Source organism: Algoriphagus sp. CAU 1675 (assembly GCF_029222925.1).
Lineage (GTDB): Bacteria > Bacteroidota > Bacteroidia > Cytophagales > Cyclobacteriaceae > Algoriphagus.
This window is the reverse complement of the sequence record NZ_JARHUI010000003.1, coordinates 462451-482346: the sequence shown is the minus strand read 5'-3', so window position 1 is coordinate 482346 and position 19896 is coordinate 462451. Positions and strand designations below refer to the sequence as shown.

General features: G+C 43.2%; 19 protein-coding genes. 9 read left to right on the top strand and 10 right to left on the bottom strand.

Going from position 1 to position 19896, the window contains the following annotated elements; all coding sequences use genetic code 11:
* Positions 1-294: 294 nt before the first annotated feature.
* Positions 295-1095 (bottom strand): pyrroline-5-carboxylate reductase, encoded by an 801-nt coding sequence (gene proC / locus P2G54_RS09265; RefSeq protein WP_275870400.1) that lies wholly within the window; start codon positions 1093-1095, stop codon positions 295-297.
* A 184-nt stretch (positions 1096-1279) separates the two neighbouring features.
* Here proC and P2G54_RS09260 point away from each other — a divergent pair, with 184 nt between their 5' ends.
* The 6 genes from P2G54_RS09260 to P2G54_RS09235 all read left to right on the top strand — a co-directional run bounded on the left by P2G54_RS09260 (position 1280) and on the right by P2G54_RS09235 (position 5127).
* The gene (locus P2G54_RS09260; protein ID WP_275870398.1) at positions 1280-1699 is read left to right on the top strand and encodes a hypothetical protein; all 420 of its coding nucleotides are present in this window, start codon (positions 1280-1282) and stop codon (positions 1697-1699) included.
* A gap of 5 nt (positions 1700-1704) precedes the next feature.
* The gene (locus P2G54_RS09255; protein WP_275870396.1) at positions 1705-2157 is read left to right on the top strand and encodes a hypothetical protein; all 453 of its coding nucleotides are present in this window, start codon (positions 1705-1707) and stop codon (positions 2155-2157) included.
* Entirely contained in the window at positions 2154-2354 is a 201-nt protein-coding gene (locus P2G54_RS09250; protein ID WP_275870394.1) for a helix-turn-helix transcriptional regulator, read from the top strand. The genes P2G54_RS09255 and P2G54_RS09250 overlap by 4 nt, the downstream gene beginning before the upstream one ends.
* A 79-nt stretch (positions 2355-2433) precedes the next feature.
* Positions 2434-2670 carry a DUF3253 domain-containing protein gene (locus P2G54_RS09245; RefSeq protein WP_275870392.1) on the top strand — a complete coding sequence of 79 codons (237 nt, stop codon included), beginning with the start codon at positions 2434-2436 and terminating at the stop codon, positions 2668-2670.
* Between the two features lie 28 nt (positions 2671-2698).
* Positions 2699-3289, top strand: a complete 591-nt coding sequence (msrA, locus tag P2G54_RS09240) for a peptide-methionine (S)-S-oxide reductase MsrA (protein WP_275870390.1) — start codon at positions 2699-2701, stop codon at positions 3287-3289.
* A 170-nt stretch (positions 3290-3459) separates the two neighbouring features.
* A complete protein-coding gene (locus P2G54_RS09235) occupies positions 3460-5127 on the top strand; it encodes a hypothetical protein (RefSeq protein ID WP_275870388.1) in 1668 nt (555 codons plus the stop codon).
* Between the two features lie 78 nt (positions 5128-5205).
* Here P2G54_RS09235 and P2G54_RS09230 read toward each other — a convergent pair whose 3' ends face one another.
* From P2G54_RS09230 to P2G54_RS09210, 5 genes are all read right to left on the bottom strand, one after another.
* The gene (locus tag P2G54_RS09230; protein ID WP_275870386.1) at positions 5206-5625 is read right to left on the bottom strand and encodes a DsrE family protein; all 420 of its coding nucleotides are present in this window, start codon (positions 5623-5625) and stop codon (positions 5206-5208) included.
* A gap of 164 nt (positions 5626-5789) precedes the next feature.
* On the bottom strand, positions 5790-7247 hold the full coding sequence (locus tag P2G54_RS09225) for an amidohydrolase (RefSeq protein ID WP_275870384.1): 1458 nt from the start codon (positions 7245-7247) through the stop codon (positions 5790-5792).
* A gap of 209 nt (positions 7248-7456) precedes the next feature.
* Entirely contained in the window at positions 7457-7624 is a 168-nt protein-coding gene (locus P2G54_RS09220) for a hypothetical protein (RefSeq protein WP_275870383.1), read from the bottom strand.
* Between the two features lie 186 nt (positions 7625-7810).
* Positions 7811-8257: an IS200/IS605 family transposase gene (tnpA, locus tag P2G54_RS09215; protein WP_275870381.1), complete on the bottom strand. Its 447-nt coding sequence runs from the start codon at positions 8255-8257 to the stop codon at positions 7811-7813.
* Positions 8258-9814: 1557 nt separating this feature from the next.
* Positions 9815-10459 (bottom strand): hypothetical protein, encoded by a 645-nt coding sequence (locus tag P2G54_RS09210; RefSeq protein WP_275870379.1) that lies wholly within the window; start codon positions 10457-10459, stop codon positions 9815-9817.
* On the opposite strand from P2G54_RS09210, the gene P2G54_RS09205 reads away from it, so the two are divergent.
* Complete coding sequence (locus P2G54_RS09205; RefSeq protein ID WP_275870377.1) at positions 10458-10649, top strand: hypothetical protein; 192 nt, start codon at positions 10458-10460, stop codon at positions 10647-10649. The two genes, P2G54_RS09210 and P2G54_RS09205, sit on opposite strands and share 2 nt — an antisense overlap.
* Positions 10650-10999: 350 nt before the next feature.
* Here P2G54_RS09205 and P2G54_RS09200 read toward each other — a convergent pair whose 3' ends face one another.
* The 4 genes from P2G54_RS09200 to P2G54_RS09185 form a co-directional block, all read right to left on the bottom strand.
* A complete protein-coding gene (locus P2G54_RS09200; RefSeq protein WP_275870375.1) occupies positions 11000-11575 on the bottom strand; it encodes a hypothetical protein in 576 nt (191 codons plus the stop codon).
* A gap of 1 nt (position 11576) precedes the next feature.
* Entirely contained in the window at positions 11577-14483 is a 2907-nt protein-coding gene (locus tag P2G54_RS09195) for a TaqI-like C-terminal specificity domain-containing protein (protein ID WP_275870373.1), read from the bottom strand.
* 230 nt (positions 14484-14713) lie between these two features.
* Positions 14714-16582 carry a gamma-glutamyltransferase gene (locus P2G54_RS09190; RefSeq protein WP_275870371.1) on the bottom strand — a complete coding sequence of 623 codons (1869 nt, stop codon included), beginning with the start codon at positions 16580-16582 and terminating at the stop codon, positions 14714-14716.
* Between the two features lie 13 nt (positions 16583-16595).
* On the bottom strand, positions 16596-17663 hold the full coding sequence (locus tag P2G54_RS09185) for a carboxypeptidase-like regulatory domain-containing protein (protein WP_275870369.1): 1068 nt from the start codon (positions 17661-17663) through the stop codon (positions 16596-16598).
* A 269-nt stretch (positions 17664-17932) separates the two neighbouring features.
* Here P2G54_RS09185 and P2G54_RS09180 point away from each other — a divergent pair, with 269 nt between their 5' ends.
* Both P2G54_RS09180 and P2G54_RS09175 read left to right on the top strand, forming a co-directional pair.
* Positions 17933-19291, top strand: a complete 1359-nt coding sequence (locus tag P2G54_RS09180; protein WP_275870367.1) for a DEAD/DEAH box helicase — start codon at positions 17933-17935, stop codon at positions 19289-19291.
* Positions 19292-19449: 158 nt separating this feature from the next.
* A complete protein-coding gene (locus P2G54_RS09175) occupies positions 19450-19896 on the top strand; it encodes a DinB family protein (protein ID WP_275870365.1) in 447 nt (148 codons plus the stop codon).

Sequence of the window (19896 nt, the reverse complement as noted above, 5' to 3'; positions counted from 1 at the left end):
ACCAAACAATCCTTCCTTTAAAAATCAGTTCTTTGAAAAAGGAATCGCAAAAGTTGTTTATCACCCGGGACAAATCTAATAAAAAGATTTAAAAAAAAAACAATCTAAAAATTATTGTTTTTTTTGTTAATGGTAATATTTCAATAATAGATATTACAAAAATGTCATTAGCCAAGTTAAATTCCTTTTAATGACGCTTTTGTGATTTCAATTTTTTTTTGGATCTCTTCCTTTTTTAAATGCAAAAAAAAACCTGTAGGATTTCTACAGGCTTAGAGGTTGATGCTTGAATTTTTACTTCTCAATTTTTTCATAACTAGCGATGACCCCTCTTACCATTGCTGAACTGAAACCCTGGTGTTCCATTTCATTCAGGCCTACAATGGTACAGCCCTTGGGAGTGGTTACTTTGTCAATGGCTGCTTCAGGATGCATGTTTTTTTGGATCATCAGTTCAGCAGCCCCTTTTACCGTTTGGTTTACGATTTTACTTGCGGTCACGGAATCAAAACCAATTTGTATCCCCCCTTGGATCATCGCTCTCATAAATCGCAACACATAGGCTATACCACATGCTCCAAGTACTGTGGCTGCTTCCATGAGACTTTCATCTATGGAAATGGTGAATCCTATGGAATCAAAAAGTTTTTTGATCAACTTTACTTGCTCTGCATTGGCATTTTGATCACAGATGCAAGTGATGGATTCCTGGATATCTGCTGCAATATTGGGCATGGCTCTGAATGCAACAGTTTTAGGATCTAATACCTGATACATTTCTTCAAGGGAAATTCCCGTTGCCAGGGAAATAATGAGCTGCTTATTGGGATCCAATGAAGGCTTGAGATCCTTCAATATGGGAGTAACATTATAAGGTTTGACACCTAAAATGACAATGTCTGCATTTTGAACAGCTACTTGATTGTCAGTAAGAACCTGCACACCTTGCTTTTGGTAGGCTTCCAGAGAGCTGATATTCCGTTTAGTCAGTGTCAGGTTTTCAGGTTGGAAACCCTGCATTTGGAGTAATCCATTGGCAATGGAGGTACCCAAATTTCCACATCCTATGATTGCGATTTTCGATGTTGAAATCATCAATTTTCTAATTTTTTATGAATTCGATTGAATAAAGGTAAACAAAAGGCGGGTTTCTTTTGAAAAAATGCAAATGAAAACATTTTCTCTGTATTGGTTTAATAAATATTCTTCTTGATTTAATGTAAAATATATTTTACATTTAGTAAAGTAAAAACTACATTTAGTAAAACGTAATTTACTTATGAAGACTAATTCACTATTCAATGTACCCTTGCTGTCTCCAGCTTGGAAAAAGGTGGCAATAGGATTCTTTCCTTTGCCGGTTTTATTGGTGATTGGGATTTCATTTTCAAACCCCCAATTCAATCCGGATGAGGTCGCACAGATCATTTATGGATTTTGGGCAATTGGATTCGGAATGCTCATTCTTACCCGGGAAAAAGTAGAGGATGAAATGATTAAATCATTTCGCTTGCAGGCCTTTCAGACCGGTTTTTACTGGTTGATCTGGGGCATAGGAGCCATTATGCTGATCAGTTATGTCCGTTATGGACGCTTTACTTCTGAGTTCTTTTCAGCCTATTTGATCCTGTTCTTATTGAATCTCTACATCTATGCTGCATTTCAATTACAGCTTTACCAATCCAAGAAAGAAAAATGAAATCCATGTTGTCTAAAATACTCTTACCACATCGCTTTCAGTGGATTGGATGGGCTCTTTTTGTCCCTTCTGCTGTATTGGCGTTTATGACCTTAAGTTTTGAATTCGAATTTGAATGGTTGGAAATAGCCAATATCCGAAAGCCCGGAATTTTCAGTAATTCCGATGAAAACTTCACCAATGAAACTGCGGTCATCTTATTGTTCATCAGCTTGTTTTTAATAGCCTTTACCAAGGAAAAAAAGGAAGACGAATACATCCAAAAGATCCGCCTTGATTCCATTTTGTTCGCTACCTACGGATATTTCATTTTAAATGTCATCGGTACGCTGCTGTTCTATGGATTCGATTATTTTTCATTTATCCTGCTCAACATGTATTCCATACCCCTGCTATTTATAGCCCGGTTTCGTTGGGTCATGTATAGACAGCGTCAATCACTAGACCTCATTTTATGAAAAACTTCATAAAAATTGAGCGGGCAAGACATAACCTGACCCAGCAGGATTTGGCCGATAAGGTTTCGGTTTCCCGACAAACCATCAATTCCATTGAGGCTGGAAAATATGTGCCCTCTACGGTTTTGGCATTGAAAATCGCCCGCGTATTTGAATTGCCTTTGGAGGAGATTTTTGAATTGGAAGAGGGGGATTAAAAGGTTAGAAAATCAGTTGTTATTAAGTTTTACTTTCTGCTTCTATCCTTTAACTTCATATTGATTCTGAAAAGAAGTAATGGATATTCTTGAGACAGCCATATTGGAAATGTGCAGAAAGCAAAAGGGAAAGAGTTTTTGCCCTTCCGAAGTAGTACAACAAATGTTTCCAGAAGATTGGAGTTTGTTTATGGAGGATGTTCTGGAAGCCATGATGGGGCTTTACAGGAGAGACCGGATTTTGGTGACCCAAAATGGGGAACCTGTTTCAAGGGATAGGACCCCTGAAGGTCCTGTTAGAATTTCAAACCCTTAATGTCTTTGTTCGTTTTCTTACTATATCTATGATGAGCGCTGAATTTGATTTACCCCAAACTCCTGTTGTAGTGCCTGAAGGACAGGATGTGATCACCTTGGGGGGAGGTTGTTTCTGGTGTACCGAAGCAGTCTTTCAAAGGCTAAATGGAGTTGTCCGAGTGATTTCTGGCTACTCGGGAGGATTTGTTGAAAATCCAACCTACGAGGAGATCTGCTCCGGTACGACCGGGCACGCTGAAGTGGTCCAGATATTCTTTGACCCAAAGATCATCAGGCTGGAAGCTATTCTGGAGGTCTTTTGGGCTACACATGATCCTACTACGCTCAATAGACAGGGGGCGGATGTGGGACCTCAGTATCGTTCTGTTGTTTTCTACCATCATCCAGAGCAAAAGCAGATAGTTACCCACCAAAGGGATCAAATAGAAGAGGCCAAGGTTTTTGAAAGTCCTTTGGTCACGGAAATCACGGCATTCAGCAATTTTTATCCCGCAGAAAAATACCATCAGGATTATTTCAATCAACATGGAGGGCAGCCCTATTGCCAATTTGTGATCCTGCCGAAAGTAGAAAAGCTGAAGAAGTTTTTTGCTGCCAGGCTAAAAAATGAAGCTTAATACCAAGATGTAATTCAGTTCCGGTCTTTCCTTTTGGGTGATAGAAAATGGGGAAGGTATTAATCTCCTTTTAAGAGAGGTTGATGCAATTCCCTGACTCATTTCTGATAAATGCTCCAAAAATTCCTCTAAAAAGCCTATTTTTGCTGAATTTAACCTAAATCAAACGCATGAAAAGAACGAGAGCACAAGAATCCAGAGCAGCCATTGAAAGGCTTTACATCACCATGAGACATCTTTTTACCCGGGGTAGTTACAAGCCCATGGGGGTTTCCGGCGAAAGTCTAGTCAATGCTCTGATGGTGCTGAGTCCTGAAATCTATGGAACTCTGACTGATCCCGAAAAAATCGAATTGGACGGTTTGCTGTATGTGATGGAGCGTCTTCCAAGGGGAATCGAAGAATGCAGATTTGTGAGGTTGATCAGCCGGGAAGGATACGAAACTTCTCATCTCAGTCCAATAGTGCCTCCAAAGAGAAAGCGGAATTGCTACCGGTTGGATGAGCAGGTCATGTATGTGGAAATGACCCGTGGACGCTCTGATATCTATGATATTTTGACTCATTTGACCTTCCTGTATATCGAGTCCAATAAAATCTACAAGAACAGCGTAGATCCCAAAGGTAGGATCTCACTCAATTGGACGATGCTGGAAGAGTTTGTGAAAAAGGAGAACAATGGGGAGGATTTTGACAAGGAGGCAGCAAGTGCCTATCTCAGTCATTTGATCGGGAGAACGTTTGAAGAGACCGTTCAGGCGGTTGAAAAATTCGAAAAGAGTGCCAATTCCAACAGCCTTTATTCCATTGTTTACCACATGGGCAAACTGGCCATGGAAGAGGCCAGAAACAACCTGGATCGGGAAATTTCCTTTTCGGCCACTCTTCGGGAGCGCATCGGTCACCACGTATATGGAGAGCTTTGGGCCAACCGGATCAAAAAGACCCTGGATGAACTCAATCTACTGAAGCGCCCCATCCACATTATTTCGGCAAACCTTCACTCGGTTCTTAATACCATTTATTCCACCCAAAAACTGGGAATCAAAAGTTTTGAGGAGCTTGAAAAGGTCGCCATGGACATCAGTACCAAGGCCAAAGGAAACCAAGGAAAGGCGCTCTATGACTATGCCCAGAAACACGGGTTTGTGGATCTACCGGATGAGTCCGGAACCAATATCGGTGCCCAGATCATCGATACCGCTAAATTGGAAAAGGAGGAACTGATTCCCGGAGTTTTCCTGCCTAAGGAAAATGAGAAAAAGCCGGTATTTGTCGTGATGGATTATGCCTTTGGCGAGCAGGCCTATGAGTGCTTTGACGAGCTGCTGAAACCCTATAAAAAAGGCGATAAGGAAGAGGCACTGAATGTCATCTCCACCTCGATCATGGGGAAAGCAGGGATTCTTTATGGAGGAAAAGGCGACCTGATGATCCCGGATGCCCATGTGTTCGAAGGTACAGCAGACAATTACCCTTTCAAAAATGAACTGAAAAAGTCCGATTTCGAAGGCTATGGGTTGGGAGTTTATGAGGGTTCTATGGTGACTGTTTTGGGCACTTCCCTTCAAAACAAGGACATCCTCAAGTACTTCATGGAATCTTCCTGGAATGCAGTGGGACTGGAAATGGAAGGGGCACATTACCAAAAAGCCATTCAATCCGCCTCCAAAATCCGGAAAAGCATCCGCTCCAATGTAAAGGTCCTCTATGCCTACTATGCTTCGGACAATCCTCTGGAAACCGGCAGTACCCTGGCCTCCGGTGCCCTGGGAATGGAAGGGGTAAGGCCTACTTATCTGATCACTTACAAGATTTTGGAAAAACTCTTCAATTAATCTTCGAACAAACAAAAAGCCCGGGATTTGACTCCCGGGCTTTTTTGCTTATGGTTGTGTTCGGTAGTCTAAAGAGACTTATAGGGTAATCTGATAATAGCCTTTCTTTTGAAGCTGGAATCCATGCAGGATGCCATTCTCCACTATTCCAACTGCGGAAGGAAGCTTTTCTGCATCGACTTTGAATTTTTGAAGGGAGAAGCCACAGGCCAAAATCTTCACGCCGCTTTTCTCTGCCATAGTTAAGATAGGAGTCATGGTCTCCGTTTTTACCATGTCTTCTACGGCCTGACCACAGATCACGACCTGATAATCTCCGAATTGGTCTCCTTCTTCAGCGGCCAAAGCATCTGCTGCCAGGATGATGGCTTTTAACTGCCCGATGTTTCGGGTAAGTACAAAATAATTGCTTTGATCGGCTTGGGCCTGTGCCTCATGGGCAAAGGAAAAGGCAAAAACCGACAAAAGGAGGAGGAGTACATTCAGGTTTTTCTTCATGACTTGTCTTTTTGTTGTTGGATAGTTCAGCAAGTTTAGGCCCTAATTTTTTGAATCTTTGTAGGAAAAGTTACAAAGGAAAAGTCCCTCCAAAAGTGGGGGCCTTGTCAGATTGAGTGAACGAGCCAATAAAAAAGCCAACCTTTTGGGCTGGCTTTGGAATTTTATTGAAGCTTGGAATTGATTGGAGGAGGGCCGTCAGGAATGATTCCCTTGTACACATAATCTCCTTTTTTCTCCTTGAATTCCGCTTGTACAGACTCTCTGAGTTCTTCATTTTGATACAGATCCACCATGGTCATCGCCAAAGCTTTGGCCGCATAAGCCATACCTTTGTGTCCAATGGACATCCCTCCGGCAGCTACTACGGCCCAGGAGTGCCAAGGGGTTCCGTTCGGTGCGGTGGTGGCGCTCAGGCGGATAGTCGGTACTACCCAGCTCACATCTCCCACATCGGTACTTCCTCCCATGGAATGCTCTGCGGTTTCCTCCATCGGTTCGATTTTGGATACCAAACCAATCTGTGGCTTTCCGGTAGCTTCCTGGATTTTCTTTGCAAATTCCTGCTCCTCTTCGGTATAGGTAATGGAGCCTAAGGTCTCCAGGTTTTTCTGCAAGGCAGCCGAACCGGTTCTGTTGACCAATACTTCATGGACTCCGGAAATTAAGTTCACCTCATAATCCACATTGGCCAGGATTGCAGCACCTTCCGCCATCTTTTCAACTTGTTTCCAAACCGGAATCAAGCCTTCTCGGCTGCTGTCCCGAACCCGCACCCAGATTCGGCTGTAATCCGGAACTACATTGACCACTTGCCCGGCGTCCTGAATATGGTAGTGGATTCTTACAGTAGGCTTGATGTGCTCTCGGTAATAGTTGATCCCGGTTGTATACAGTTCCAAGGCATCCGCTGCACTGCGTCCGTTCCAGGGATCTGCAGAAGCATGGGCTGCCTGTCCTCTAAACTCCACCAGGAAATCCACCAAAGCAAGTCCTTTCTGAACCGCCGCCTTGGTTTCTGCAGCCGGGTGCCAATCCATCATGACATCCACATCTTCAAAAAGCCCTGCACGGATCATCCAGAGTTTCCCGAAAAACTTTTCCTCGGCAGGCGTTCCGTAGAATCGGACTGTTCCCTGCAATTTTCCTTCAGCAATCAAATCCTTGATGGCAGAAGCTGCTCCCAAAGAAGCCACTCCGAAGAGGTTGTGTCCACATCCGTGTCCCGGTGCTCCTTCATGCACTGGGTCTTTGTATGGAACGGTATTTTGGGAAAGTCCCGGCAAGGCATCAAATTCTCCCAACACCCCGATGATGGGATGTCCGGAACCGTATTCGGCTACGAAAGCAGTGGGGATCTCCGCCACACCACGGGTCACTTTAAAACCCAGGGATTCCGCATAATCGGATAGGGCAGCAGCGGATTGGCTTTCCTGAAAGGCTATTTCCTCGAATGACCAGATTTTGTCACTGAGGTCAGTAAGTGCTTCAAATCGGCTGTCTACCGAATTTTGAACCTCTGTTTTGAGGGGATTGGGTTTTGTTTTCTTCTGGGCCTGAAGGGGAAGAACGCTTCCCAAACCCATGGCAAGCAACAAAACCGGTTGGTATACTTTTCTCATAAGGTGATGGTATTGATTGATGGTTTTAAGGTAATCAAAAATTCAATCCACTGGCATTGGAATATGATGAATGAATGGTATAGGTTGCAAGCTGAGATGCGCGGCCTAATGGGGCAGAATTCCAAATTCAAACCAATTGTACCGTCCCTATGGGACTTGGAGGGGGCTTTTTTGGCAAATGCCGTTAGGTACGCTAGTTAGGTCGGGAATTAAGTCAAGGAATCAAGAAACTGCCGTAGGCAGGATACAGGGAGTAGTGAAGGTTTGGAAAGCGGAATTACAAATTCCATAAAATAGAAGGTAAGAATAAGTTCGACCCCTTTGGGGTCGTATAAAATCATCATCTGTTGATCTTCATTTCCATGGGTTTTACCCATGGCTATTGAAAGGTTGGACCCCTTTCGGGGTCTTCCCTAGTTAGAATTTCTGTTGGTCAAATAAATGATCCTGTAAGGATCGAACCTTTGAGTAGCCCCCGGTAAAACCGGGGGATTAGAACGGGTGTTTGAGACCGTTTTAACAACCCTGTAAGGGTTGAACTTACAGGGTTTATAAGATGGCACCTACAAAAGATATTTTTCATCAAATTCGATTTCATGATCTTTTAGGATTGCCTTGTATTCATCCAAAAAGGAAATCTTTTGATGGTGCTTCTCTTGATTTTTGATGTAGTTGATTAAGCGGTTTTTGGCCGAATAGGACTCTGAAAACGCTCCATAACCATCTTGCCAGCCTTTGAATTTTGGGAAAACATCTTCCTTTTTGATGAAATCATCTGCTGCCAATTTGATGTCTTTGATCAAGGAAGAAATTGAATTGGTAGGATGGATATGTGTCAAAATATGAAGGTGATCTTCAACACCATTAATTCGATACATATGGCAGTTTTTATTGTTTAATAGTTGATGGATATAGGCAAAAAGTCGTTTTTTCTGGTCAAAAACTATGGTGGGCTCTCGATACTTGGTCGAAAAAACAATATGATATAAAAGTTGGGTATGTGTGGCCATAACGTATTGGATTTGAATGAAAAAAGGATAATTGAATTTCAGAAATGAATTTAAAAAAGGCAACAAAGAAAGAAGTTCGACCCCTTTGGGGTCGTATAAATCATCATCTGTTGATCTTCATTTCCATGGGTTTTACCCATGGCTATTGAAAGGTTGGACCCCTTGTCAGGGGTCATTATGGCCTAAGTCTGGGGAAGCCGTCAATGATTTTTGATCAATTATTGGAATGGGAAAAAGACGGTGAAGCCGTCGAACCTCTGAATAACTTGTCCGCTGCGGCGGAGCCCTAGGTGAAACCTAGGGAAGAAAAGGTCACGATGGTGAACACCAACCCCGAAGCGGGTTGAACTTGTCCGAAAAGAATTACAAATTCCTAAAAAATATGAAAGCGTAGATACAATCTACGCTTAGTCCTAACAAGGAATTCTACACTCAGTGGGGCTTTTTTGGCCAGTGCCTTTAGGCACGCTAGTTAGGTCGGGAATTAAGTCAAGGAATCAAGAAACTGCCGTAGGCAGGGTACTGGTGAAAATACATAGGAATGGTTGTACCGTCCCTATGGGACTTGGAGGGGGCTTGGGATGTTCTGGGTTACCAGACTTTCGTCCCTACGGGACTTTCTTGGTTATTTTCCAGTGCCTTTAGGCACGCTAGTTAGGTGGTGAATTAAGGTAAGCAATCAAGAAACTGCTGTAGGCAGGATAGAGGAAGAAAGGAATTACAAATTCCTAAAAATAAAATGGTGTAGTTGCAAACTACACCAAGTCAAACGATATATCTACTCCCAGTCAGGGTTGCAAACTACACCTAGTCAAACGATTTATCTACGCCCAGTCGGGGGATGTTATAGGTTACCAGACTTTCGTCCCTACGGGACTTTCCTGGTTTTTTTCCAGTGCCTTTAAGCAGGCCAGTTGGGTGGTGAAGTAAGGCAAGCAATCAAGAAACTGCTATAGGCAGGGTACCGGTGAAAATACATAGGAATAGTTGTACCGTCCCTATGGGACTTGGAGGGGGCTTGGGATGTTCTGGGTTACCTGGCTTTCGTCCCTACGGGACTTTCCTGGTTTTTTTCCAGTGCCGTTAGGCACGCCAGTTGGGTGGTGAATTAAGGCAAGCTATTCTAAAACTGCAGTAAGCAGGGTACCGGTGAAAATACATAGGAATAGTTGTACCGTCCCTATGGGACTTGGAGGGGGCTTGGGATGCTCTATGTTACCGGACTTTCGTCCCTACGGGACTTTCCTGGTTTATTTCCAGTGCCGTTAGGCACGCCAGTTGGGTGGTGAATTAAGGCAAGCAATCAAGAAACTGCCGTAGGCAGGATAGAGGAAGAAAGGAATTACAAATTCCTAAAAAATATGAAAGCGTAGATACAATCTACGCTTAGTCAAAAATACTACTCCCAGTCGGGGAACCACAAACCACGGACTCTTCCATGCAGCAAGGGCTAATGGATAGCCAAATGACCAGAAGTCCCAATAGCAGGGTCGAAAATTTCATCTGATAAAGATAAAAGGTCCTGCCAAAGATGTAAAATCCAAGCACTGGTTGTTTTTAGATGTTTTGTACAAAAACTGAATCTGAAAAGTCGATTTTCTTGGGATTGACTTTTCGGTAAAAAGCCAAATAAACACTCCAAACTTTATCCTGATCAGTTTCCTTTACTTCTACACTTAATTCCAGATGATGGGATTTGCCCGCTTCTGGAAACCAATAAAATGACCCAGAAGGGAGATGAAGTAGGAATACCAGGACTTGAGCTGGATGGAAAGAACTACCTTGTTTGGATGGATCACGCCAAGTAAGCCTGATCAACTGATTTTCTTTAGTCGCCTTTACCTCTTCTGGTCCCAAAAGACTTCCTGCAGATATTTTGAGGTAGGAAGGATCAATTCGGGGTTCCTGCCCAAAGGTATATCCCCGTTGTACCAATTCCTGATAGGCACAGTGGGTCCCTCTTTTACTTTGGGTGCATTGGTTTTGGAAGCCGAAGTTTAATACCTCTTTAAATGGTTTCAAGAACGCATTGATTTCCTTGAAACGCTGTCTGTAAAGAAGCTGAAGAGAAGTAGGATTAGTTTTGTTTCGATGACTGGCAGGCAGTCTTCGCATGATGGTTTGTCCATTGAGTTGATAGAAAGTGAAGCCTCCTGATTTTCCCTGTGGACTGAATCCGCCCAATCCTATAAGTCTTGCCATGATTTCTAAGGTTTTAAAGATGAAAAATGCTGAAAAGCAAAGTAAAATAAGGGTTATGGCTTTGGCAAAGGAATATGCGCTATTTGCCGAAATGTGCGGTTTTTTGCGGATTTGCCAGGATTTACTTTCAGGTAAATTTCATGACATAAAAAATAAAGGGTTGATTTACCACGAATTAACCCTGTATTGAGGGCGAATTTGTTATGAGATTGTTGAAGGATTCCGGATATTTTCCCGAGGATTTGATTTGAATAGACCCAAAAAAGGAATTGCAAATTCAAACCAATTGTACCGTCCCCATGGGACTTGGAGGGGGCTTGGGATGTTCTGGGTTACCTGGCTTTCGTCCCTACGGGACTTTCCTGGATATTTTCCAGTGCCGTTAGGCACGCCAGTTAGGTGGTGAATTAAGGTGAGCAATCAAGAAACTGCCTTAGGCAGGATAGAGGAAGAAAGGAATTGCAAATTCCTAAAAAATATGAAAGCGTAGATACAATCTACGCTTAGTCAAAAATACTACTCCCAGTCGGGGACAGCATTCTATTCCCTTTCAGATATTTCTTTCCATTTTTTTTTATATTCGCTATGTCTAGGATAATGAAAAACCGTATTATATAAATATACTATTCTAATTAGGAATAAAATAAATAAAACTAAAGATAATATATATTTTAAAAAATATGAATCAATAAAACCAATTTCCCCATAAAACATAAAAATCAAAAACAAATCAATAGTAACTGATAAGGTGAAGAAGTTTGTGAATCTTCTAAAATATTTATTTTGAACCCATCTTTCATTTTTTTTAAAATGCAAATTTCGGCTTTCCCAATTAATTCCTTTTAATTCTTTTTCAATAAAAATTTCCAGATAGGAGCTTAATTTTACCCTCAAATTTGCAGCGATAAAGTAGCGTTCTAATCCCCAAATTAGAATTATTAAATAAATAAATGGAAGAAATAGTAATAAATAATGATTTGAAGTAAACCCCGCACTTGCTGAAGCAATTATTACACCTAATACATAATAGGAAATTGTCATTTGTTCTTTCTCAAGTCTAACAATTTCTTCTCTGAGTACTTTATATTCTTCGAGAATGTTTTCCTTCTTTCCCATTTTATTTTTGATTTTCCACAATCCTAATCTCTTCCTCGGTCAAGCCATACAATTCATAGACTAGGGCGTCGATTTCGCGGTCGAGGCGGGTTATTTCCGCTTGTAAGGCTGAGGCCTTGGCTTTTTGTTCAGTAAAATAGGCCATCCACTCGGCTTCTTCGGACAAACTCAATTTCACCTTGGCCTTGTTTAACTCTCCAATAAAATTGACAAAATCTTTTTCCGAGAGGAAATTCTTGTTTAATTCTAATTGACTAAATTTTTTATTAATGAATAAAACAAAAGATTCCTTAAGCAAACTTAGTCTATCCTTTAACTCCAATACTTGACCTCCAAAATCTTCAAATATCTCTTGATCTTTTAGGCCCAAATTAACTATTGGAAGTTCTTTTAATTGAAACCCTTTTATTTTTGGAAATAAGAGTTTTGAGTCGGAATATTTTGAGAGCCAATATCTTTTTATTAAAGATGAGTTTAAAATACAAAGTAAATATCTAAGAGAAAAATTGTCAGTTTTAGGATAAACACTGTAAAGAGTGTTAGAAGCAAGAATGTTCGCTCTACTCAATCCAACAATAGGAACTTGACCAATTTGTCTGATAACAATTCTTTCCTTCGAATATACTTTCCAATCTCCTCCACTTTTTATCATTTCTGGTCGATAATTAAAGAATTTCCTTGGTTTAGCGTACTCAAACGGAAAAACATCTCCTCCATCAATTATTTCTAAAAATGATTCATTTATTTTACTTTCAGATATAGAACTGGTTCTATCATAAGCCTGTATACCAAAATAGGTATTACAAATTTTACCTAATTCTATAAAATTTTTAAAATTAAATGCAAATTCACTCTTTATATTGAAAATACTATCACTATCACATTCCCATTGACTTTGTGGTTTTGATCCAATTTCAATAAATTCTGAGTTAACATCTTTATATATTAAAACGAAATTATTTTTTTTCTTTATTTTATTTAAAATAATTGTCGAAACATCTACGCTTGCTTCAGGGAAAACATTTTTTTCATGATTAATTATAAGTTCAATGTCAGTTTGATTCAATATAAACTTCCGTAATGGAGAAATGTATTTATTTGTCAAATATGTGTTTGGAGTTATAAAACCCAATTTTCCTGAATCCTGAAGTATCTTTAAAGATTTTTCAAAGAACAAATGGAACAAGTCTATTTTATAACATGCGACTTCAAAAGTTTTATAAAAGTCTAGAACTTTTATTGGCGTGTTTGAAGGTTGACAAAGAACATAAGGCGGATTTCCCACCACCACATCAAATCCTCCTTTGGCAAAGACCTGTGGGAATTGCTCGGCCCAGTTGAAGGCCAAGTCTCCGGCCACTTCGGGGTCATCGATCAGGGAGTTGCCAACTTTGATATTGGAGTTTAGGCTGCTGAGTTTGCGCCCTTTTTTGGCCGTGCGCAGCCATAGGGAGAGGCGGGCGATCTCCACGGATTCTTCATTGATATCGACTCCGAAGATGTTGTTCTCCAGAATGTGGTTTTCCACATTGGGAAGAATCAGGGGCGTATCGAAGAGTTGGGCTTCGAGTTCGTCCACGTAGCGATGCTCGGCGATCAGGAATTCCAGGACCTGATTCAGAAAGGCACCGGAACCGCAAGCCGGGTCGCAGATGGTGAGTTGCAGCAGCCAGTTGCGGTAGCTGTCCAGTCTTTCCTTGAGCTTTTGGATGGTTTTCTTTTGCCTTCCCCGCTTTCCCTCGGCAAAGTCCTCGTCGATAATACCAAGTTCTGCTTTCTTCTCCGTACAGAGTCGGCCAAGCGTATTGTCCACGATGTACTTGGTGATATACTTGGGCGTGTAGAAGACCCCGTCCCGCTTGCGCTTGGTTTTGGACTTGTCCACAGTTTCCCCGGCGATCTGGGCGCGGACATTTTCGATATCATTCAGACTGTGCTCGAAGATATGCCCGAGGATATTGGTATCCACTTCGGATTCGAAGTCGTACTCGGTGAGCTTGCGCACGTGCTTGTCCAGTACTTCATCGGAAATCACCAAGGTATCCAGGATCGGGTCGGGTGCGAAGAGTCCCCCGTTGTAGGCATGGATTTCGGCTTTACCGGGTTGGATTCGGCCGGTATTCAGGTAGCCGAAGTAGAGATTGAAGCGCTTGTAGAGAGGAACGTAGGCGTCGAGTTCCTGCAAGCTTCGCCACTGATTGACGATCTCCATGATGGAATTGGGCGGAAGCAGGCCTTTGTCCTCGGCAAAGAAGATAAATAGAAAGCGGTCGAGGAGCTTTTGGCTTTTCTTGTAGAGGACCAGTTCATCCTCTTCGGGATTTTGTCTGACCAAGTCCTGCCAGAGTTCCTGCTTGAAAGTGGAATAATCCTTATAGAGCTTTTTGGTAACCTGCTCTTCCGCGAGTAGGGATTCTTCTTTGACCTTCTTAGGAATTCCACTGAGGAGGTTTTCTTTGTGAAGCAAAAGCCAAAAAAGTTGAAATTCCTCCCATTGCATTCCCAAAACATTAAACTCGACAAAGTCCACAGCATTGTCGATGTAGAATCGGAGTTTTTCAAAATTACTCGTAATTACATAGATACAATCGGGTTGGTTGTTTTTGTAATTGAAGGCCTGATCCCTGATTTTATCCAAGTCTTTGGTATCAGTTCCTTTCAATTCTATCACCGCAAGAGCCGAACCATCCTTCATAATAGCCCCATCGGTCTTTTTGGAATCCTTGATGTTTTTGAGTTCTGTGGTCAGATTATAGTCTGGTTCGGGATTGATGGTATAGCCCAGGATTTTGACAAACAATTCCCGAAGAAAACCTTCCTGAAATTGTTCTTCCTTTGAAGCCCGGATATTTTCCCGAATTCGGGGATTATGAAAATAAGTTAGATAAGCTCCAAAAGCCTCATGCATGGGCTGATGGATTTGAGAGGATATGTATTTTTTAAGAACGGAATTTTGGAAAAGGGCCATCGAAAAAAAGAAATTAAAAACTGTTCCCTAAAGATATCAGTAAAGCTGAAAAGGCAAAGAAATTTTTCGGTGTTGGATCAACTATTTTTCCAATCAACAAAAAAAGGAACAAGCTTTCGCCTGTTCCCATTTTTAATTCATCATTCATCATTTAACATTCAGCATTCCCCTTACCAGGCGATGCCGTAGTCGTCTCCGTAATCACTGCTTCCTCCCCAGAAGCTGCCGTGTTTCCAGTCAAACCAGATGGCATTCAGAGGGCCGGAGGTCTTGTTCCAGAAATCCATGGAATAGCCCCGCTTGGCCAGTTCCTTGCGGATCCAGTCCGGAGTATCTTTTCTCAGTACCATGGCACCCGGACGGATTTCATGGTCTCCAAAGGAGCTCTGCATCTGGTAGGAGTTGAAATTGGCCGCTTCGGTGGCTTCCTGTACGTCCATGCCGAATTCCACGACATTGAGGAAAAGCTGAAGCAGGTTCTGATCCTGGGAATCCCCGCCCTGCACCGCAAAGGAAAGGAAAGGTCTTCCGTCCTTCATCGCCAAGCTTGGGGTAAGGGTCACTCTTGGTCTCTTGCCCGGCTCCGGAAGGTTGTAAGGATTGAGGTTTTCGTCCAGAACGAAACTCTGCATTCTCTGGGAAAGACCCACTCCGGAATTGCCGGCCACTACCGCAGGAATCCAGCCACCGCTTGGGGTCACGGATACTACCCAGCCTTCCGCATCGGCAGTTTCCACGGAAGTGGTACCGCTTTGGAAGTCCGCCAAAAACTGCTCATCCAAGGTGGAATTGATCTGTTCCGGAGAAAGAGAGGCTATGGCCTGCTGGTTCTTTTTCAAAATGTGCAGATAGGGGTTGGTTCCTCCCTGGAAAGGATAGGGGTCGCCCGGACCGATGGTCGGATCGTTGTTGTAACCGATCAGTTTGGCGCGCTCCTTTGCATATTCCTTGGAAAGGAGGCCTTTCATCGGAGATTTTACAAAAGCTGGATCTCCGTAATAGAAATCCCGGTCTGCAAAGGCCAAGCTCATGGCCTGATACACGGTATGGATGTAATTGGCGGAATTGTAGCCCATGGACTTCAGGTCGAAGTTTTCAAGGATGTTCAAGGACTGCAACAAAGCAGGTCCCTGGGTCCATTCCTGAAGTTTGTAGACATCGATCCCTTTGTAATTCACATGAAGCGGTTCTTCGATTTTTACTTTCCAGTTGGCCAGATCTGCCTCAGTGAAGAGTCCACCTTGCTCTCGGGTACCTCTGACGATTTCTTTGGCGATGTCTCCCTTGTAGAACCGGTCATAAGCGGCATAGATGGCTTCTTTTCTTGATTTTCCTGCTTTCAGGGCATTTCTTTCCGCCTCTACCAGTTTGGAAAGGGTTTGGTACAGATCTTCCTGTACGAATATTTCGCCCGGAGACGGGGCTTCCCGCTCTTCACCCAAATGGGTCAGGAAGATCTTTTTGGAATAGGGCCACTGTTTGATTCTTGCCTTTTGCGCTTCGATGGCATTGGCCGTCTGGGCTTCGATGGGGTAGCCTTTTGCCAGCTCCATGGAAGGCTTGAGGACTTGCTCCAGGCTCATGGTTCCATACTCGGCAAGCATGGTCATGATCCCACCCGGAGTGCCCGGGGTAGTAGCTGCCAAAGGTCCAAACTGAGGGGGATAATCCATTCCCTGGGACTTGTAGTAGTCCACCGTAGCTCCGGTCGGGGCATAGCCCAGGGCATTGATGGCGATGACTTTCTTCTCTACCGGATGATAGATCAGGGCTTGGGTTTCTCCGCCCCAAGAGAGCACGTCCCACATGGTGGATGTGGCGGCAATCATGGCACAGGATGCGTCCACGGCGTTACCACCCTGTTGGAAGATGGCGGCACCTGCTGTGGCAGCAAGGGGTTTACCGGTGATGGCTACCCAGTTTTTTCCATGGAGAATGGGCTTGTTATTGGGAGTGGTACCAGCGCCCAGTCCGGGGAGTCCCTGCCCATTGGCGTTCCATGCAAGGAACAGCAAAACGATTAGATGTAATTTTCGCATAAGGGGTGATGGTTTAATTATTGGTTTCGTCAATCAATTGGCTCATAATCGGTCTGAAGCCTTCGAATTGGGAATTGTAAAAGGTAAATACTTTGAAAACCGAATTGGGATCTTTGACCGAAAGGCTGTTGGAATTGACAAAGTCTTCAATTTCTCCGGCCTTGTCTCCAAAGAGGGCAAAGAACTTTTTGCGGTTTTTGGGTACCTCGATTACGTCTTTTCCACGGAGGTAATAGTACACATTCCGCTTGATGATTTGATCATTTTTTTGACCAACCATCAAAGCGGTGTTGTAATTGGATTCTTTGAAGACGGCCATTGTCCTCCGCATCAGGGGAAGCTCCCCGTCAATCAGGACTTCAAAGAATCCCGAAATGGGAACGCCTTCATCCCGGAAGTCCATTCCATTGACAAAATAGCGGGGGACTTTATAGGTGGAATCCACCCACACGATGTTTTGTACCCGAAGTCCCGGCATGACTGAGACCAGGTTGTTTTCCGGTTCCATCAGTTCAAACATGTTGGAGACGATATTGTATCTGACCCGGAAACCCTCCAGAACTTCCTGATCCCGGTAGAGCAGGATGGAGGCTGAGTTCCATTTGAGGTCCAGGTAATTGTTGCCTTCCACCTGTTTGGGTTCAGGAGGGATGCCGTAGACCATGTTTCCTCCGATAAAGTTGGGGCGCTCATTGAGCAGGCGGATGATGTTGTCCGATCGAATGGTTTTTTGCAGCGCGGCACCACTTCCTGCTGCTCCAATTCGGACCATGAAAATTTCTCCCAGATTGAGGTCTTTTTGAAGATGGACCACTTGGTCATAGCGGTTGTATCCCTGGAGATTGATGGAAAGCACATAGCGGTCCTCGGGGAGATTGCCAATGGAGAAATTTCCTCCGCCAACAGTCACCGTCCCAAATGCTGTTTCCCTCAACGTGACCGAGGCTCCGTCCAGATATTCCCGGGTTTCAGAATCGATCAATCTTCCTTTTAGGGTGAAGTTCTGTGCCAAACCCAGGAGCGGAAGGAGCCAAATTAGCAGTGGGAGAGCAAAGAGTCGGCTGAGTCTTTTTGGATTCATAAAAGTTGGTTTGCTTGAGTGAAACAAAGAAGGAGGCCAGTGATTCCAAGTGGATGAATGTTGATCCTCTGAGATTTCCTTTGGTCTTTTACTATCAAATTATCAACAAATGAAATATAGTCCAATTCAGTCATTTATTCTAAAATGGAAGGGAATTGAATCAGGTCTAGCCCGACAGGTCCCGTAGATTTGGCAATCTGTAGGAATTAAATCTATATTTGGTAAGTTACATATTGTCGATATCACATCTTTAATCAAATAATTCCATTTTGGATTTCTCTCAATTTCACTTTGAAACCACGCTTCAGGAAGGTCTGGATGCCATGGGTTTTGAAAAGCCTACACCTATTCAGGAAAAAGCGATCCCTGTACTTTTGGAAGGCAAGGATCTCATTGCTTGTGCACAGACCGGAACCGGAAAAACCGCTGCTTTTATCTTACCTGTTTTAAACAAGATTTCGAAGGCAGGCACCAACCGCCTCAATACCCTCATATTGGCGCCCACCCGGGAATTGGCCATTCAGATTGACCAACAAATTCAGGGCTTTGCCTACTTTTTGGGGATCAGTTCCATTCCCATTTATGGGGGAGGGGACGGAATCGTATGGGAGCAGCAAAAAAAGGCCTTGGAAACAGGAGCTGAAATTGTGGTGGCTACACCGGGTAGATTGATTGCTCTTTTGGCCGGAGGAAAAATGGATCTGAGTTCATTGGAACATCTGATTCTGGATGAGGCCGACCGGATGATGGATATGGGATTTTCAGATGATATTTTGAAAATCGTCAATTACCTGCCCAAGAAAAGACAGACGGTTTTGTTTTCGGCTACTATGCCTCCCAAAATCCGTCAGTTTAGCATGAAAATTCTCAATCAACCTGAGGAGATTTCCATTGCCATCGGAAAAACAGCGGAAGGGGTGACTCAGTCCATGTATTCTGTGTATGACGGGCAAAAGGAGGACTTGGTCAAGCATATTCTTTCCCAGAAAGCCTATGAGGCCGTGATCATTTTTGCTTCTACTAAGGAAAAGGTGAAAGCCCTGTATAAAGCCTTGCGCAAGCATTTTGAGGTGGAAGCCTTCCATTCCGATCTGGAGCAGGTGGAGCGGGAGAAGATCATGTCCGCTTTTAAAAACAAGGCAGTCAAAATCCTGATCGGTACGGATATCATCTCCAGGGGAATCGATGTGGTTGGAATCGAACTGGTGATCAATTACGATACGCCAAGTGATCCGGAAGATTATGTGCACAGAGTTGGCCGTACCGCCCGGGCAGACAAGGAGGGAGAGGCCATTACTTTTGTCAACCCGAAGGACCAACACAAATTTGTCCGGATTGAGAACCTGATCGGGATGGAAGTCACCCAAAATCCACTTCCTGAAGGATTTGAAGCTGGACCTGAATACCGTCGTGATCAGAAAAGGTCCCCTTCAGCAGGAGGAGGACAAAGCCAGAAAAAGAAAACGAATTTTAAGAATAAACAGAGGAAGAATAAGAAGCAGCCCCAACAGGGCAAAAAAGAGGGGAAGGCTCCACAGGAAGCTCCAAGCCCGGCAAAAAGTCAAACAAATCCACCAAAAGCTGGAAAATTTGGACCTAGAAAAAATGTGGTAGACAGCTCAGAGTGAGTTATTTGGAGGCTGCTTATCAAAGGGTTGTAGCGTTTTAGGGGAAGGGTTTGACTGTTTTTTTATATTAAATTCTTTCCTGCCTCGTTTTATACTCTAAAAGACACTTTTGAGACTGATTTAAGTTTTAGAATTTTGATTGTTTAAACCCAAATTTTATGGTTTTAAAAGAATTTATTCAACTTTTCGAGCGGGATCTGGACAGGTTGGCAAAAGAAATCGAGCTGTATTCCAATTCGGAAAATCTATGGAAAACAGCTCCCGGGATCAGCAATTCATCAGGGAACCTCTGCATGCATTTGCTGGGTAATCTCAGAGCTTTTGTCTGCAAAGAGATGGGAGGATTTGACTATATCCGGGACCGTGAGCGGGAGTTCAATGCAAAAGGAATTGATACCAAAGACCTTCTGGAAGAAATTTATTTGGTAAAAAAACAGTTGGAAATAAGTTTGGAAGGGTTGGATGAAAGCATTCTGAACAAATCCTATCCATTGGAAGTATTCGGTGAACCCATGACTTACGGTTATTTCCTGATCCATCTCTATGGACATTTCAATTATCATCTGGGACAGATCAATTATTGCAGAAGACTTTTGGAGAGTTAA